Raw genomic sequence first — 15,419 nt, 5'->3', positions numbered from 1 at the left:
ACCTGCGTGAGAGATCCGACGCGACCACGGAAACCGGAGACACTTGAGGTATGACCCCGATCGATCTGAACGCCGATCTCGGCGAGGGCTTCGGCCGCTGGCGGCTCACCGACGACGCCGGCCTGCTGTCGGTCGTCACCAGCGCCAACGTGGCCTGCGGCTTCCACGCCGGGGACCCGGCCACGATGCGCCGGGTGTGCGAGCTCGCGGCCGAGCGGGGCGTGACCGTCGGGGCGCAGGTGTCCTACCGGGATCTGGCCGGGTTCGGGCGGCGCACGATGGACGTGCCGCCCGGCGAACTGGCGGCCGAGGTGGCGTACCAGATCGGCGCCCTGGACGTCTTCGCGCGCGCGGCGGGCACGCGCGTGGCGTACGTGAAGCCGCACGGCGCGCTGTACAACCGGGTGGTGCACGACGCGGAGCAGGCCGCGGCGGTCGTCGAGGGGGTACTCCTCGCGGGCGGGGCGCTGCCCGTGCTGGGCCTGCCCGGTTCGCGGGTGCTGGAGCGGGCCGGCGAGGCCGGGCTCCCGGTGGTCACGGAGGCGTTCGCCGACCGGGCGTACACCGACGAGGGCACGCTCGTGCCCCGCGGCCGGGAGGGCGCCGTGGTCACCGACCCCGAGGCGGTCGTGGAGCGCTCGGTCGAGCTGGCCCGCTCGGACTCGGTCACCGCCCTCTCCGGAACGCGCATCGAGGTCCGCGCGCGCTCCCTGTGCGTGCACGGCGACACGCCGGGCGCGGTGGAGCTGGCACGCCGGGTCCGTCAGCGGCTGGAGGCGGCGGGGGTCCGGGTGGAGGCCTTCGCATGAAGGTGCTGCCGGTCGGCGACGACGCGCTGCTCGTCGAGGTGTCCTCGGGCGACGAGGCGCAGGCGCTCCACGCGGAGCTGCTGCGGCGCCGCGCGGAGGGTGCGCTGACGGCCCGGGAGATCGTCCCGGCGGCCCGTACGGTCCTCCTCGACGGTGTCACCGACCGGGCCTGGCTGGCGTCCGAGCTGGCCGCGGCCGAGGTTCCGCCCGCGCCCTCGCACGCGGGGCGGATCGTACGGATCCCGGTCCGCTACGACGGCCCGGACCTGGCGGACGTCGCCGCGCACTGGGGTGTGGCGGAGCGGGAGGTGGCCCGCATCCACGCCGGGACCGAATTCGTGGTCGCCTTCTGCGGGTTCGCTCCGGGCTTCGGCTATCTGACCGGCCTGCCGGCGCGCTACGACGTACCGCGCCGGCCCACGCCGCGCACGGCCGTCCCGGCCGGTTCGGTGGCCCTGGCGGGCCCGTACACCGGCGTCTACCCGCGCTCGTCCCCGGGCGGCTGGCAGCTGATCGGCAGCACGGACGCCGTGCTGTGGGACCACACGCGCGTACCGGCGGCGCTGCTGTCGCCGGGCACGCGCGTGCGGTTCGTTGCGATGGGCCCCGACGGGCGGGAGGAGGCGCCATGAGCGACCGTGCGCTCGCCGTCGTCCGGGCCGGGGCCCTGACCACCGTGCAGGACACGGGCCGGCCGGGCAACGCCCATCTCGGCGTGCCGCGCTCCGGCGCGCTCGACGCGCCCGCGGCGGCACTGGCCAACCGCCTGGTCGGCAATCCTCCGCAGGCGGCGCTGCTGGAGACCACGCTGGACGGCTGCGCGCTGCGCCCCCGTTCGGCCGTGACGGTGGCGGTCGCCGGTGCGCACTGCGCGGTCGGGGTGGACGGACGCCCGGTCCCCTGGGGGGCGCCGTTCGGTGTGCCGGCCGGGGCGCTGCTGGAGATCGGCCGGGCCGTCACCGGCGTACGCTCCTACGTCGCCGTCTCGGGCGGCATCACGGTCGAGCCGGTGCTCGGCAGCCGCTCCACCGACCTGCTGTCCGGCCTCGGCCCGCCGCCCCTGGCGGAGGGCGCGGTGCTGCCCCTGGGGCGTCCGGGCGCGCTCCACACGCGCGTGGACGTCGCCCCGCAGCCGGCGCCGCCGTCCGAGCTGGTCCTGCGAGTGACGCCGGGCCCGCGAGCGGACTGGTTCACGCCGGAGGCGGTCCGGACGTTCACCTCGCGCGCGTACCGCGTCTCGCCCGCGAGCAACCGGATCGGCCTGCGTATGGAAGGGCCCGCCCTGGAGCGCTCCAGGGCGGGCGAACTCCCCAGCGAGGGCATGGTGCTGGGCGCGGTCCAGGTGCCGCCGGACGGCAGGCCGGTGGTGTTCCTGGCGGACCATCCGACCACCGGGGGCTACCCGGTGATCGGCGTGGTCCGCGCCGCCGACCTCCCGGCCGCCGCCCAGGCGGTGCCGGGCACGCCCGTGCGCTTCGTGGGCACCGGGCCGCGCTGACCCCGGCGAAACCTGCGACGCCCTCTCACGCCGCGTCCGCCGGCTCCCGCACCGACAGCGCCGTGAGCGCCGCCGTCGCGGCGGCGGACGCGCGCAGGTCGAGGCGGGCGCTCGTCCCGCGTGCGCGGTGCCGCAGCTCGTCGGCGGCCAGGGTCAGCAGCTGCGGCAGCAGGTCGGTGCAGCGCCGGGCCACCCAGCCGGTGCCCGCGGTGGCCAGCCACCACAGGCTCGCCGACCTGGTGGGGGCCGGGAACTCGGGTTCGAGCGAGGGCCCGGGACCGGTGGCGAGGCCGTGCTCGGCGAGCAGGGCGTGGAAGCGCGCGGCCAGCTGCCGGTGGCCCCGCTCCCCGGGATGCAGCCGGTCCGCACTCCACATGGCACGGTCCGTGACCCAGCCGCCCTCGCACGCATGCAGGTGCAGCGCCCCGTAGCGGTCGGACAGCTCGTGCACCACGGCGTTGACCGCCCGTTGCCGCCGGGCCAGCGGGCGGGCCAGGGCTCCCGGCAGCCCGAGCATCGCGCCGGGGTCGGGCAGGCAGGCGGTGAGCAGGACCGCGCCCTGGGCGCGGAACGCCGCGTACACCCGGTCCAGCCGGGCGGCCACGGCGTGGATGTCGAAGGTGCACCGCAGGGTGTCGTTCACACCGACGATCACGGACGCCATGTCCGGCCGCAGCGCCAGCGCGGCGGGCAGCTGCGCCTCCAGGACGTCACGGGTCTGCGCCCCGCCGACGGCGAGATTGGTGAACTCCACGGACGCCCACGCCCCGGCGGACGCGGCTGACCCTGCGGACACGGCGGACACGGCGGACCCGGCGGACACGGCGGACCCGGCGAATCCTGCGGATTCAGCAGGCCCGGCGGTCCCGGGGGACCCGGCGAACCCGGGGGACCCAGCCAACCCAGGAGACCCAGGGGGCCCAGGGGACCCAGTGGCCTCAGCGGCCGCGACGAACCCGGCGGGCCCCACGGCGCCCGCCGGTCCGGCGGCCAGCCCGGCGGCCAGCAGTGCCGCCCAGCCGCGCCAACCGTTGCCGACAGGGTCCCCCACCCCCTCGGTCAGCGAGTCGCCGAGCGCCACGTACCTCCGCCGTCTCACGCCACGCCCCCCGGCACGGGGGGCCGCGGACGCGCCGGGACGGTCGCGTCGTGCGCGTCGAGGAACGCCGAGACCGCCGCGTCCCAGCCGAAGCACTCGGCACGCGCGCGTGCCCTCTCCCGCCGGGCCGGTTCCGGGCGGTCCAGCAGCAGCTCGACCGCGTTCGCGAACGCGTCCCCGTGGTCGACGGCGACCGCCCCGGCGGAACCGATCACCTCGGGCAGCGCGGACGAAGCGCTGGCCACCACGGGCGTGCCGCACGCCATCGCCTCCAGCGCGGCGAGCCCGAACGTCTCGGCGGGCCCCGGCGCCAGGCACACGTCGGCGGACGCCTGCAACGCGCCCAGCGCGCCCCGGTCGGCCACGTGCCCGAGGAAGGTGACCGGCAGCCCGTCCTCCCGCGCCCGCCGTTCGAGCCGGGGGCGCAGCGGCCCGTCCCCCGCCACCACCAGCACCGCCCGCCGCCCGCGCCGGCGCAGCGACTGAAGCGCGTCCAGCGCCGTCCCGGGCCGCTTCTCCACGGACAGCCGTGAGCACATCACCAGCAGCGACTCGCCCACGCGCGCGTGCCGCGCCCGTACCGCCGGATCGCGCAGCACCGGGTGCCGCGCCGTCAGGTCGACGCCGAGCGGAGCGCGTACGACGTTGCGCGCGCCGATCCGCACGAACTCGCGCTCGGCGAACTCCGTGGTGCACACCACCCGCGCATAGCTGTGCGCCGTACGGGTGTTGAGGGCGTCGGCGGTGCGCCGGGCCGCCTTGCCGGACAGGCCCCAGGTGCGCAGGACGCCGTCGGCGCTCTCATGGGAGACCATCACGGCGGGGACCCGGGCGCGCCGGGCCCACCTCCCGGTCCAGCGCAGCGTGGTCCGGTCGGACACCTCCAGCCGGTCGGGAGCCAGCTCCTCCAGGAGGGCCGCGACACGCCGCTTGTCGGTCAGGACGCGGTAACCGCCGGTGCCGGGCAGCAGCGGCCCCGGCAGGGTGATCACCCGGCCCTGCTCGGTCTCGCGGTCGCTCGCACGCTCGCCGGGCACGATCAGGACGGGTTCGTGGCCGGCCGCCATGAACCCCTTGCCCAGTTCCCGCAGCGCGGTGCGCAGGCCGCCGGAGGCGGGTGCGACGAAGTTGGCGAGCCGGACGATCCTGAGCGCGCTCATGCCACCAGCACCGCCTTCCGTGCGGCGAGGACATCGGCGTAGTGGTCGATCAGCCGGTCGCCGACGGCCGCCCAGGTGCGCCCCTCGACGGCCGCCCGCCCGGCGGCACCGTAGGCGGTGCGCAGCGCGGGGTCGGCGGCCAGCACCCGCACGGCGTCCCGTACGGCGGCGGCGTCGTCCGGCGGCACCAGCAGCCCGGTGCGGCCGTGGTCGACCAGGTCCAGCGGGCCGCCGGCGGCGGGCGCGACGACGGGCACACCGCTGGCCATGGCCTCCTGCACGGTCTGGCAGAAGGTCTCGAAGGGGCCCGTGTGGGCGAAGACGTCCAGTGAGGCGAACACCCGGGCCAGGTCCCCGCCGGTGCGACGGCCCAGGAAGACCGCGCCCGGCAGGGACTGCTCCAGGTGCGGCCGGCTGGGCCCGTCGCCGACGATCACGACACGCACGCCGTCCAGGGCGCACGCGCCGGCCACCAGCTCGACCCGCTTCTCGGGGGCGAGCCGCCCGACGTAGCCGACGATCAGCTCGCCGTCGGGGGCGAGTTCCCGGCGCAGCGCCTCGTCGCGCAGGTCCGGCCGGAAGCGGACGGTGTCCACGCCGCGCGGCCAGAGCCTGACCCGCGGTACGCCGTGCGTCTCCAGGTCGTGCCGGGACGCGCTGGACGGGGCGAGGGTGAGGTCGGCGGCGGAGTGCACGGAGCGGATGCGCCGCCAGGCCGCCGCCTCGCCGGCGCCCATGTACGTGCGGGCGTAACCGGCGAGGTCGGTCTGGTAGACGGCCACGGCGGGCACACCGAGCCGGGCGGCGGCGGCCATGCCGCGGACGCCGAGGACGAAGGGGCTGGCCAGGTGGACGATGTCGGCCCGGTGCTCGGCGATCGTCGCGGCCAGGCGCCGGCTGGGGAGGGCGACGCGGACCTGGGGATAGCCGGGGAGCGGCAGGGAGGGAACGTGGACCACCGGGACGGCGGGGGCGACCGGGCTCGGGGCGATCCGGTCGGACCGGTTGCCGGGTGCCGGGGCCGGGGCCGGGGCGACGACGACGGGGGCGTGACCGCGGTCGACGAGGTGCCGGGCGGTCTGGAGCGCGCAGTGGGCCACGCCGTTCACATCGGGGGGAAAGGACTCGGTCACGATGACGACACGCATACCGGTGTTGTCGCCGGGCTGGACGTGGCCGCGTCAACGTGGATCTTTCGCGCCGAGGAACGGCCCATGAGCGTTGCGCTGTGCCCCCGGGCAGGCCGGACGGCGTCCACACCGGCCTGACCCGGGTGTCATGCCGCGTTCACGCGGGTCACGTCGCGGCCACACCTCAGTGCCTGGCGGCCGCCCCTGACGTCGCCGTCCCACGGCCCGGCAGCCCGCGGCCCCGGCCCCCGTGCCTCGGCTTCCGGCTTCCGGCACCCCACCCTCGGCTTCCGGCTCCCACGGCGGAGCCACCCCGGGCAACACGCACGACCGTCCACGACGCCCGCGGCGGACGGCCACCCCGGCCCGCGCCGGCCCGGAACCGCCGCACGGCGGACCGCGCCGTGCGTCACACGGCCGACGCGTCCGGCCCGATCCGGCTCCGTACGGCCGTCTGGACCTCGGCCTCCTCCGCGGGGTCGGCGGCGAGCCTGCGCAGGCGTTCGACGACGCGGTTGTCGCCGGTCTCGGCGTGCCGCGCGGCGATTTCCCGGGTGGACTCCTCGCAGTCCCACAGGCATTCCACCGCGAAGCCGGTGGCGAAGGAGGGATCGGTGGCGGCCAGTGCCCGGGCGGCCCGGCCGCGCAGGTGGGAGGAGGCGGTTTCGCGGTAGACGTGGCGCAGGACGGGTGCGGCGCAGGCGATGCCGAGCCGTCCGGCACCATCCACGAGGGTCCACAGGGTCGGGGCGTCGGGGCCTTCGCCGCGGACCGCCTCGCGCAGCGCGGCGAGGACCAGGTCCCGGTCGTGCGCGCCGCCCCGGCAGGCGAGGACCCGCCCGGCGGCGGCGCCCAGCGCGTCGGGCCGATGGATCCAGCCGCGCGCCCGGTCGACGGCGGCGGTGCTGCGCATCCGTTCGAAGGCGTCGACGGCGGCCTCCACGACGACCGTCGAGCCGGTGGCCACGGCGCCCTCGATCAGGTCGAGGGCCTCGGGATCGTGTCCGCCGGCGAGATAGCGCAGGGCGGTGCACCGGGCGCCGTCGCTGCCGGACCGGGCGGCCTCGACGATCTCGGACCGGTCCTCGGGTCCCGCGACGGCGGTCAGACATCGGGCGGCCGGGACATGCAGCGCCGCGCCGCGTTCGAGCCCCTGCTGGGCCCATTCGAAGACGGCCTGGACGCTCCAGCCGGGGCGGGGGCCCGTGGGGTTCATCTGCCGCTGCCAGCGGTCGAAGCAGCCGGCCTCGTGGGCGGCACGCACGCGTGCGGCGATCGATTCGCGCGGGTCCTCGGCCCACAGCCGCCACGGCCGGGGCTCGAAGGCGTCGCGCACGGCGGCGGCCAGCTCGGCCTCGCCCTCGGCGTCGCGCGGGAAGCGCGCCAGGACGGGGACGGCCAGCGCCCGTAGTCCGGCGTCGTCGTCGCGCAGCGCCAGCTCGTCCAGGGCCCAGGCCCAGTTGCTGCCCTCGGCGGCGTACCTGCGCAGCAGTTCCAGGGCGTCCCGCCTGCCGTAGGAGGCGAGGTGGCCGAGGACGGCGAGGGAGAGCCCGGTGCGTGACTCCTCGGTGTCGAGGATGTCCTCGGTGTCGAAGAGGTGGGCCTCGACGGCGTCCAGTTCGCCGTTGAGGTCGAGGTACAGGCGGGCGTAGTAGAGGGAGCGGTTCTCCACCTGCCAGTCGTGGCGGGGGTCGCGCAGCACGCAGTGGTTGAGGGCCGCGAGCGCCTCCGCCCGCGGGGCGGTGAGCGCGTGCAGTGTGCCGTCGCCGCGGCCGCGCTGGAGCAGGCCGAGCAGGGTGCCGCTGGGCGCTATGACCGGATCGAACATGGGAAACAGCCTCATATCAAGCGTCGACGCAACCGGGGAAACGCGTTACCTGGCCGCGCAACAACACGTCGGAGCGCCCGCCGTCTCTTGCTCGCTGAAGACCATCTTCCTCTGCCTCTCGTCCGTGGCCCTTGCGGACCGCGTCACGGCCCGCGCGGTGCGGCAACACCTGCCCAGCCATCACGTCCGTGAACCACGTCGTCATGATGGCCCGGCGGTCACAGCTGCCGCGACCGATATTTCGGCGGCCCCGTACCGCCTCCCCCGTTTTCTGTGATTTCCCTGGTCAGAACGCCGGCTTCAGTCCGGCGTCACGGTTCGTTCGACTCGGCGTCACTGGGCGCCGAACAGCTCCAGCAGCTCCGTCCGGCCGAACATGCGTGCCGTGTCGACGGCCGACGGCGTGCCCGCGGACGGGTCGGCGCCGCCCTCCAGGAGCGCCTTGACGACCTCCGTCTCCCCCTTGAAGACGGCCCCGGCGAGCGGGGTCTGGCCGCGGTCGTTGACCCGGTCGGCCTCGGCGCCGCGGGCCAGCAGGGCGCGTACCGCTTCGGCGTGGCCGTGGTAGGCGGCGAGCATGACGAGGGAGTCGCCGCGGTCGTTGGTGAGGTCGGCCGGGACGCCGGCGTCGACGTACGCCACCAGCGCTTCGGTCTGCCCCTGCCGGGCCAGATCGAAGATCTTGGTCGCCAGCTCCACGACCTCGGGGTCGGGGGCTTCACTCATCGGCCGGACCGCCTCTCACTACGAACGTACGAACGTTGGGGAACCGTGTGCGCACGGCCGCGAGCGGTGCGGCCGTACGAGTGAATCGCCAGGGTACTGGCTCGCGCGGCACATGACCGGATGCGCCGGAGGTAAAGATCACCACAGACGGGGCCGGACGCAACCTCGCGATCCGGCCGACCTGCCGAGTGCTGCGCCACGCGGGCGAAATGTACGGATTTTCACCCGCTTGCACCTTTTATCGTATGGATACATCCTGTGAGCCTGGAAGTACTCATGGTGACTGTCCCCGCGAACCAGGAGAACTCACATGATCCTCTCGATCTCAGGCGTGGTCCTGCTCGGCATCGTCGTCTTCATCTTCTTCCGCAAGGACGGGCTGAAGGCATCGCACGCCGTGGTGGCGATGCTGTTCGGCTTCTACCTGGCGAGCACGGCCATCGCCCCCAGCATCAAGGCGGGCGGCGAGAGCCTGGCGAGCCTCCTCGGCGGAATCAAGTTCTGACCGACCCCTCTCCCGCACGCACTCCCAGGAGGCAGCAGTGGCCCGGCGCCCCTTCCCCCGCATTCTGAGCAACGGCGGCGCACAGCTCGCCCGGAGCCGGGAGCTGGCCCGGACGGCGGCCGACAGCGCCACCGACGTCCTCCAGCCGCTGATCACGATCGCGCGCGGCCTGCGCCGGCTGGCCTCGGCCGCGCGGCGCAGGTGGACCGACACCCCCAAGGACCGGCGCGGTGCGCTGCTGTTCCTGGTGGCCTCGGTGATCCTGGTCGTGGCGCTGGTGCCGTACGGACCGCTGCTCGCCGTCGTCACGCTGATGGCGGCGGCGGCCTGGCAGGGCCGGGACCGCACCCCGCCGGCGCCCGAGGGGCCCGACGAGTCCCGGAGCCGACGCCTGACCTCGCTGTACGAGGCGCTGGTGCCGTACTTCTCGATCCCCGAGGACCCGGACCCGCTCTACGCCCACGGCGGCGCCTGGGAGAAGGCCTTCCCGGCGTACGAGTTCGACGACACCGGCCGGTTCTCCCACCTGGTGATCCGCTACCCCGCGTACTTCACCGACGGCGAGCCCGGGGCGCGTGCCCGGATCGAGCACCTGCTCACGGCGAAGGCCGGCCGGGGCCGTGAGTACCACTACACCTGGGACGAGGAGGCCAACCACCTCACCGTGACCGTCCTCGCGCCGCTGCCCACCGACATCGCCGCCCAGCGCTTCGTCACCGCGCCCGGCGAGGCGGTCCTCGGGTTCACCGACCCCACCCTCGTGCAGCGCACGCTCCCGCTCACCCACGGCGAGGAGCGGCGGGACGTACCGCCGGTCGTCTGGCGCACGGGCGTCCGTTCCACCGAGCCGCACCTGCTGGTCCTGGGCCAGCCGGGCACCGGCACCTCCACCCTGCTGCGCTCCCTCGCCCTGCAGGCCCTGCACCACGGCGGCGACCTGGTGATCGTCGACGGCGGCGGCACCGGCGAGTACGCCTGCCTGACCGGGCGCGACGGCGTCCTGGCCGTCGAGTGCGGCCTGTCCGGAGCGCTGGCCAGTCTGGAGTGGGCCGCGCAGGAGACGGAGCGCCGGCTGATCTCCCTGAACCGGGCCCGCCAGGAGGGCCACCCGCCGCCGGACGACACCAAGCGGCCGCTGTGGATCCTGCTGGACCGGCCCGGGGCGTTCGCCCATCTGGCGGCCGCCGAGGGCCGCCGGGACCCGCAGTCCCTGCTCCAGGTCCCACTGCGGCACGGCCGCGCGGCCCACGTGACGGTGGTCGTCGCCGACCAGCTGGACGGCCTCGACGCCCTCGGCGACGCCGTACGGCAGCACACGCGCGCGCGTGTCGTCCTCGGCCCGGCCACCGCGGAGCAGCTGACGACCGTGCTCGGCGCTCCCCCGCACACCACGCCCGTCGACCAGGTGCCGCCCGGCCGCGGTTACGCCCGTCTGGGCAACGGGCCGGTCCACCGCATCCAGGTCCCGGCCACCCCGGACCCGTACGACGACGCGACGAGCGACGCCCATCGGAAGGCGGTCATGGCCCTGCTCCCGCCGCGCACCACACCGGCCGACGGCGAGCACGTCCCGGAGGACCCGATCGCCGACCCGGCGGACCCGGACCACACCGAGCCGGAGCCGGTGCCCGCCGACGCGGTCACCGACCCGGCCGAAGCGGAGCCGGCGTCCCCCGAGCCGGTCCCGGTCCTCACCGACCCGGAACCCGCGCCCAGGAAGCCGGTCCCGGTCCTCACCAAGCGGGAGTCGAAGCCGAAGAAGCCGGCCCCGACCCTCACCGACGCAGAACCCGCACCCAAGGAGCCGGCACCCGTCCTCACCGACGGAGAACCCGCACCCAAGGAGCCGGTCCCGGTCCTCACCGACGCAGAACCCGCACCCAAGAAGCCGGTCCCGGTCCTGACCAAGCCGGAGTCGAAGCCGAAGAAACCGGTCCCGACGCTCACCAAGCCGTAGCTCCGGCCGACGGACGGCGCCCCGCATCACTCGGGGGGCGCCGTCCGTCGCGTCGGTCAGGCCACGAAGGTGCGCGGCGTCTCCGCCGGTCCGCCGCCTCCGTTCTCCACCAGCCGGGCCGCCGCCGCCAGCCGCGCCGCCGCCTCCTCCGCGACCGCGCCGCCGACCGTGAACGGCAGCCGCACATACCCCTCGAAGGCCCCGTCGACCCCGAACCGCGGGCCGGACGGCACCCGCACGCCCACGCGCTCCCCGGCCTCGGCGAGCCGCGAGCCGGACAGGCCCCCGCTGCGCACCCACAGGGTGAGCCCGCCGCGCGGCACCTCGAACTCCCACTCGGGCAGCTCCCGTCGCAGGGCCGTCACCAGGGCGTCCCGGTTCTCCCGGGCCTGCCGGCGCCGCACCTCGACGGCCTGCTCCCAGCCACCGGTGCCGAACAGCCAGTTCACCGCGAGTTGCTCCAGCACCGGTGTGCCCAGGTCGGCGTACGCGCGCGCGGCGACCAGGCTGCGGATCACATCGGGCGCGGCGCGCACCCAGCCGATGCGCATCCCCGCCCAGAAGGCCTTGCTGGCCGACCCGACGGTGATGACCGTGGAACCGGCCGGGTCGAAGGCGCACACGGGCCGGGGCATGCTGACGTCCTCGTCCAGCCACAGCTCGCTCATCGTCTCGTCGGTGACGAGCACGGTCCCCGCCGACCGGGCCGCGTCCACCAGCCGCCGCCGCTGGTCGTCGTCGGCGAGCGCGCCAGTCGGGTTGTGGAAATCGGCGACGACATAGGCGATACGGGGGGCGGCGTCCCGCAGTACCTGGCGCCAGCGGTCCATGTCCCAGCCGGCCAGCCCCTCGGCCATCGCGACCGGCACCAGCCGCGCCCCGGCCTCGCGCATCAGCTGGAGGATGTTGGCGTACGACGGGGACTCGACGGCGATGCGCTCACCGCGCCCCGCGAAGAGGTGGCAGATGGCGTCGATGGCGCCCATGGCCCCGGTGGTCACCATGATCTGTTCGGGCATGGTCGGGATGCCGCGTGCGGTGTAGCGGTCGGCGATCATCGCGCGCAGCGCGGGCAGGCCGGCCGGATAGTCGCCGTGCGTGTGCGCGTACGGCGGGAGTTCCTCCAGGGCGCCCTGCACGGCCCGGGTGAGCCACGGCTCGGGGGCGGGCAGCGCCGCGCAGCCCAGGTCGATCATGGAGCCGAGGGCCTCGGGCGGGAGCGGCTCCAGGCCGCGGGCCGGCAGCGGGTTGCCGGCCGGGACGGCGGTCCAGCTGCCCGCGCCGCGCCGGGACTCCAGGAATCCCTCGGTGCGCAGGGCCTCGTAGGCGGCGGCGACCGTGGTGCGGCTGACGGACAGGGCGAGCGCCAGCTCGCGTTCGGCGGGCAGCCGGGCGGCGACCGGCACCCGCCCTTCGAGCACCAGCAGCCGGATGCCGTCGGCGAGCGCGCGATAGGCGGGCGGGCGGCGGGTGCCGGGTCCGGCCGGACGGTCCTGCTGGGAGCCGAGCAGCCGAGCGAGCTGCGCGGCCCCCACAGCAGAGGTCCACTGAACCATCTAAATCAGTCCACCTTCCCCGGATTGGCCATGGATGGCGATTGCTTCCACGCCACAGGGTGTCATGCATCAGGCCACTACCACCACAGGGGGCACGTCTTGTCCGAGCAGTCCGGCCGAGGACCACGGCACGCCGAGGGACGACTCACGCGACGGCTGGCACAGCTCTACGGCGGTCTCGCGCTGTACGGCGCGAGTTCGGCGCTGCTGGTCCGGTCCGGACTCGGGCTGGAGCCGTGGAACGTACTGCACCAGGGCCTCGCGGAGCGGACCGGCCTGTCCATGGGCCTGGTCCTGACCATCGTCGGCGCGGCGGTGCTGCTGCTGTGGATCCCGCTGCGCCAGCGGCCGGGCCTCGGCACGGTCTCCAATGTGCTGGTGATCGGCGCGGCGATGGACGCGACCCTGGCCGTGCTGCCCGCCGCCCACGGTCTGCCGCCGCGCGTCGCGCTGCTGGTCGCGGGCATCGTGCTGAACGGCGCGGCCACCGGTCTGTACATCGCGGCGCGGTTCGGCCCGGGGCCGCGCGACGGGCTGATGACGGGACTGCACCGGCGCACCGGACTGTCCGTGCGCCTGGTGCGCACGGCCATCGAGATCACGGTGGTGGCCACCGGCTTCGTCCTCGGCGGCACGGTCGGCGCCGGCACGCTGCTGTACGCGGTGGCCATCGGCCCGCTCGCCCAGGCCTTCCTGCGCGTGTTCGCCGTTCCCCCGGCATCCGCCGGCAGCACGGTGGTTGCCGTGGGGCAACCGCGCCGCGCGATACTGCGACGGTGACCACGCGGATACGCCACCCCTACCTGGACCACCCCGGCCCGATCGCCTTCGCCCACCGGGGCGGGGCCGCGGACGGCCTGGAGAACACGCTGCGCCAGTTCCGGCGGGCGGTCGAGGCGGGCTACCGGTACATCGAGACCGACGTGCACGCCACCCGGGACGGCAGGCTGGTGGCCTTCCACGACGCGACGCTGGACCGGATGACGGACGGCACGGGCCGCATCGCCGATCTGCGCTGGGCGGACGTGCGGCACGCGCGTGTGGCGGGCGAGGAGCCGGTGCCGCTGTTCGAGGAGCTTCTGGAGGCCTTCCCCGGGGTCCGCTGGAACATCGACGTCAAGGCGGAGCCGGCCCTGCTGCCGCTCCTGGAGCTGATCGAGCGCGCCGATGCCTGGGACCGCGTCTGTCTCGGCTCGTTCTCCGAGGCGCGCGTCGTGCGCGCCCAGCGGCTGGCCGGGCCGCGACTGGCCACCTCGTACGGCACCCGCGGCGTGCTCAACCTGCGGCTGCGCTCCTGGGGCGTCCCGGCGGCGCTGCGCCGCTCGGCGGTGGCCGCCCAGGTACCGGAGACACAGTCGGGCATCCAGGTGGTGGACCACCGTTTCGTCCGCGCCGCACACGCGCGCGGGCTCCAGGTGCACGTGTGGACCGTCAACGATCCGGACCGGATGCACCGGCTCCTGGACCTGGGCGTGGATGGCATCATGACCGACCACATCGACACGTTGCGCAAGGTCATGGAGGACCGCGGCGTCTGGGTCTGACCCGGGCCGGGGGCCGGGGGCGTCGCGCGTTCACGGGGAAGCGAGGGCACGGGTGGGCATCGGCACCGTGCGGAGGGACGCGGGCGACGGGGCCGCCGCCGAGCGGCGGTACGAGCAACGCGGCTGGTACGTCTACGACTGGGCGTGCTCGGTCTACTCGACGAGCGTCCTCGCCGTGTTCCTGGGGCCCTATCTGACCTCGGTCGCCGAGTCTGCGGCGGACGCGGACGGCTTCGTCCACCCGCTGGGCATACCGGTGCGCGCCGGGTCGTTCTTCGCCTACTCCGTCTCCCTGTCCGTGATCGTGGCCGTGCTGGCGATGCCGCTCGTGGGTGCCGCGGCCGACCGCTCGGGCCGCAAGAAGCCGCTGCTCGCCGCCGCCGCGTACACGGGGGCCGCCGCGACGACCGGCATGTTCTTCCTGGACGGCGACCGCTATCTGCTGGGCGGTGCGCTCCTGGTCGTCGCCAACGCCGCGCAGTCCGTGGCGATGATGCTCTACAACTCCTACCTGCCGCAGATCGCCGAGCCGGAGGAGCGCGACGCGGTCTCGTCGCGGGGCTGGGCCTTCGGCTACGCGGCCGGCGCCCTGGTCCTGGTCGCCAACCTGGTGCTCTACACCGGACACGACTCCTTCGGGCTGAGCGAGAGCGCGGCGGTCCGCATCTGCCTGGCCTCGGCCGGTCTGTGGTGGGGCGCCTTCGCTCTCGTACCACTGCGCCGGCTGCGCGACCGCCGGGCGCGCTCGCCGGAGCCCGGTGCTCCCGCGCGGGAGGCGGCCCTGCCCGGCTGGCGGCAGCTCGCCGCGACCGTCCGCGACATGCGCCGCCACCCGCTGACGCTGGCCTTCCTGCTGGCGTACCTGGTCTACAACGACGGCATCCAGACGGTGATCTCCCAGGCCTCGGTGTACGGCTCCAAGGAACTGGGGCTGGGGCAGTCGACGCTCATCGTGGCCGTGCTCCTGGTGCAGGTGCTGGCGGTGGCGGGCGCGCTGCTGCTCGGCCGGCTGGCCCGGACCCACGGCGCGAAGCGCACGATCCTGGGCTCGCTGGTCGCCTGGACGGTCACGCTCGCGGCCGGGTACTTCCTGCCGGCCGGGGAGCCGGTGTGGTTCTTCGTACTGGCCGCCGGGATCGGGCTGGTCCTCGGCGGCAGCCAGGCGCTGTCCCGCTCGCTGTTCTCGCATCTCGTGCCGCCGGGCAAGGAGGCCGAGTACTTCTCCGCGTACGAGCTGAGCGACCGCGGCATGAGCTGGCTGGGCCCGCTGCTGTTCGGGCTGACCTACCAGCTGACCGGGAGCTACCGGGACGCGATCATCTCGCTGGTGGCGTTCTTCGTGCTCGGTTTCGTCCTGCTTGCCCGGGTTCCGGTACGGCGCGCCATCGGCGACGCGGGCAACCCGGTACCCGAAAGGATTTAGCACTCGGCGCGAAAGGGCTGTAGTGTACGCGTTTGGCCTGCCAGGCGTACCGTTACTGCGCGTCAAAGGTGCCGAAACGCTGGGTGACAACTGCCAGCAGATGTGACAAACCGGACGCCTGTGGGTACTGCACTGGTTGACAAGGCTGCGGCTACGACGGCGACACATGGCCCGGAACGGGACT

General features: G+C 74.9%; 14 protein-coding genes. 8 read left to right on the top strand and 6 right to left on the bottom strand.

Annotated elements, in window-relative coordinates:
• The first annotated feature begins 50 nt into the window (after positions 1 to 50).
• From ACLGIH_RS28980 to ACLGIH_RS28970, 3 genes are read left to right on the top strand one after another with little or no spacing between them, the layout of a single operon-like run.
• Positions 51 to 809 (top strand): LamB/YcsF family protein, encoded by a 759-nt coding sequence (locus tag ACLGIH_RS28980; RefSeq protein ID WP_416528228.1) that lies wholly within the window; start codon positions 51 to 53, stop codon positions 807 to 809.
• Positions 806 to 1,441 carry a 5-oxoprolinase subunit PxpB gene (gene pxpB, locus ACLGIH_RS28975; protein WP_416528227.1) on the top strand — a complete coding sequence of 212 codons (636 nt, stop codon included), beginning with the start codon at positions 806 to 808 and terminating at the stop codon, positions 1,439 to 1,441. Before ACLGIH_RS28980 ends, pxpB begins: the two co-directional genes overlap by 4 nt.
• On the top strand, positions 1,438 to 2,307 hold the full coding sequence (locus tag ACLGIH_RS28970) for a 5-oxoprolinase subunit C family protein (RefSeq protein ID WP_416528226.1): 870 nt from the start codon (positions 1,438 to 1,440) through the stop codon (positions 2,305 to 2,307). The genes pxpB and ACLGIH_RS28970 overlap by 4 nt, the downstream gene beginning before the upstream one ends.
• Positions 2,308 to 2,332: 25 nt before the next feature.
• On the opposite strand, the gene ACLGIH_RS28965 is transcribed toward ACLGIH_RS28970, so the two are convergent.
• The 5 genes from ACLGIH_RS28965 to ACLGIH_RS28945 form a co-directional block, all read right to left on the bottom strand.
• Entirely contained in the window at positions 2,333 to 3,103 is a 771-nt protein-coding gene (locus ACLGIH_RS28965) for an SGNH/GDSL hydrolase family protein (RefSeq protein ID WP_416528225.1), read from the bottom strand.
• Positions 3,104 to 3,402: 299 nt separating this feature from the next.
• The gene (locus ACLGIH_RS28960; RefSeq protein ID WP_416528224.1) at positions 3,403 to 4,566 is read right to left on the bottom strand and encodes a glycosyltransferase; all 1,164 of its coding nucleotides are present in this window, start codon (positions 4,564 to 4,566) and stop codon (positions 3,403 to 3,405) included.
• Complete coding sequence (locus ACLGIH_RS28955) at positions 4,563 to 5,714, bottom strand: glycosyltransferase family 4 protein (RefSeq protein ID WP_416528223.1); 1,152 nt, start codon at positions 5,712 to 5,714, stop codon at positions 4,563 to 4,565. Before ACLGIH_RS28955 ends, ACLGIH_RS28960 begins: the two co-directional genes overlap by 4 nt.
• Before the next feature lie 391 nt (positions 5,715 to 6,105).
• Positions 6,106 to 7,524: a HEAT repeat domain-containing protein gene (locus tag ACLGIH_RS28950; RefSeq protein ID WP_416528222.1), complete on the bottom strand. Its 1,419-nt coding sequence runs from the start codon at positions 7,522 to 7,524 to the stop codon at positions 6,106 to 6,108.
• A 333-nt stretch (positions 7,525 to 7,857) separates the two neighbouring features.
• The gene (locus tag ACLGIH_RS28945; RefSeq protein ID WP_416528221.1) at positions 7,858 to 8,250 is read right to left on the bottom strand and encodes an ankyrin repeat domain-containing protein; all 393 of its coding nucleotides are present in this window, start codon (positions 8,248 to 8,250) and stop codon (positions 7,858 to 7,860) included.
• Between the two features lie 310 nt (positions 8,251 to 8,560).
• Between ACLGIH_RS28945 and ACLGIH_RS28940 the strand changes: the two genes are divergently transcribed.
• Together ACLGIH_RS28940 and ACLGIH_RS28935 are read left to right on the top strand one after the other, a co-directional pair.
• Positions 8,561 to 8,755 (top strand): hypothetical protein, encoded by a 195-nt coding sequence (locus tag ACLGIH_RS28940; RefSeq protein WP_030843336.1) that lies wholly within the window; start codon positions 8,561 to 8,563, stop codon positions 8,753 to 8,755.
• Positions 8,756 to 8,792: 37 nt separating this feature from the next.
• Positions 8,793 to 10,712 (top strand): hypothetical protein, encoded by a 1,920-nt coding sequence (locus ACLGIH_RS28935; RefSeq protein WP_416528220.1) that lies wholly within the window; start codon positions 8,793 to 8,795, stop codon positions 10,710 to 10,712.
• Between the two features lie 56 nt (positions 10,713 to 10,768).
• Here ACLGIH_RS28935 and ACLGIH_RS28930 read toward each other — a convergent pair whose 3' ends face one another.
• Positions 10,769 to 12,268, bottom strand: a complete 1,500-nt coding sequence (locus ACLGIH_RS28930; RefSeq protein ID WP_416528219.1) for an SCO1417 family PLP biosynthesis transcription factor — start codon at positions 12,266 to 12,268, stop codon at positions 10,769 to 10,771.
• Positions 12,269 to 12,298: 30 nt separating this feature from the next.
• Here ACLGIH_RS28930 and yczE point away from each other — a divergent pair, with 30 nt between their 5' ends.
• Genes yczE through ACLGIH_RS28915 form a run of 3 tightly spaced genes read left to right on the top strand, consistent with a single transcriptional unit; the run spans position 12,299 to position 15,235 of the window.
• A complete protein-coding gene (gene yczE / locus ACLGIH_RS28925; protein WP_416529507.1) occupies positions 12,299 to 13,048 on the top strand; it encodes a membrane protein YczE in 750 nt (249 codons plus the stop codon).
• Positions 13,045 to 13,812, top strand: coding sequence for a glycerophosphodiester phosphodiesterase family protein (locus tag ACLGIH_RS28920; protein ID WP_416528218.1), 768 nt, complete (start codon positions 13,045 to 13,047; stop codon positions 13,810 to 13,812). The genes yczE and ACLGIH_RS28920 overlap by 4 nt, the downstream gene beginning before the upstream one ends.
• 52 nt (positions 13,813 to 13,864) lie before the next feature.
• Positions 13,865 to 15,235 carry an MFS transporter gene (locus tag ACLGIH_RS28915; RefSeq protein ID WP_416528217.1) on the top strand — a complete coding sequence of 457 codons (1,371 nt, stop codon included), beginning with the start codon at positions 13,865 to 13,867 and terminating at the stop codon, positions 15,233 to 15,235.
• Positions 15,236 to 15,419 lie beyond the last annotated feature (184 nt).

The organism is Streptomyces hamibioticus (assembly GCF_047946815.1).
In the GTDB taxonomy this organism is placed as follows: Bacteria; Actinomycetota; Actinomycetes; order Streptomycetales; family Streptomycetaceae; genus Streptomyces.
Note: the sequence above shows the minus strand (reverse complement) of the source record. Positions and strands in the feature narration are given on the sequence as shown.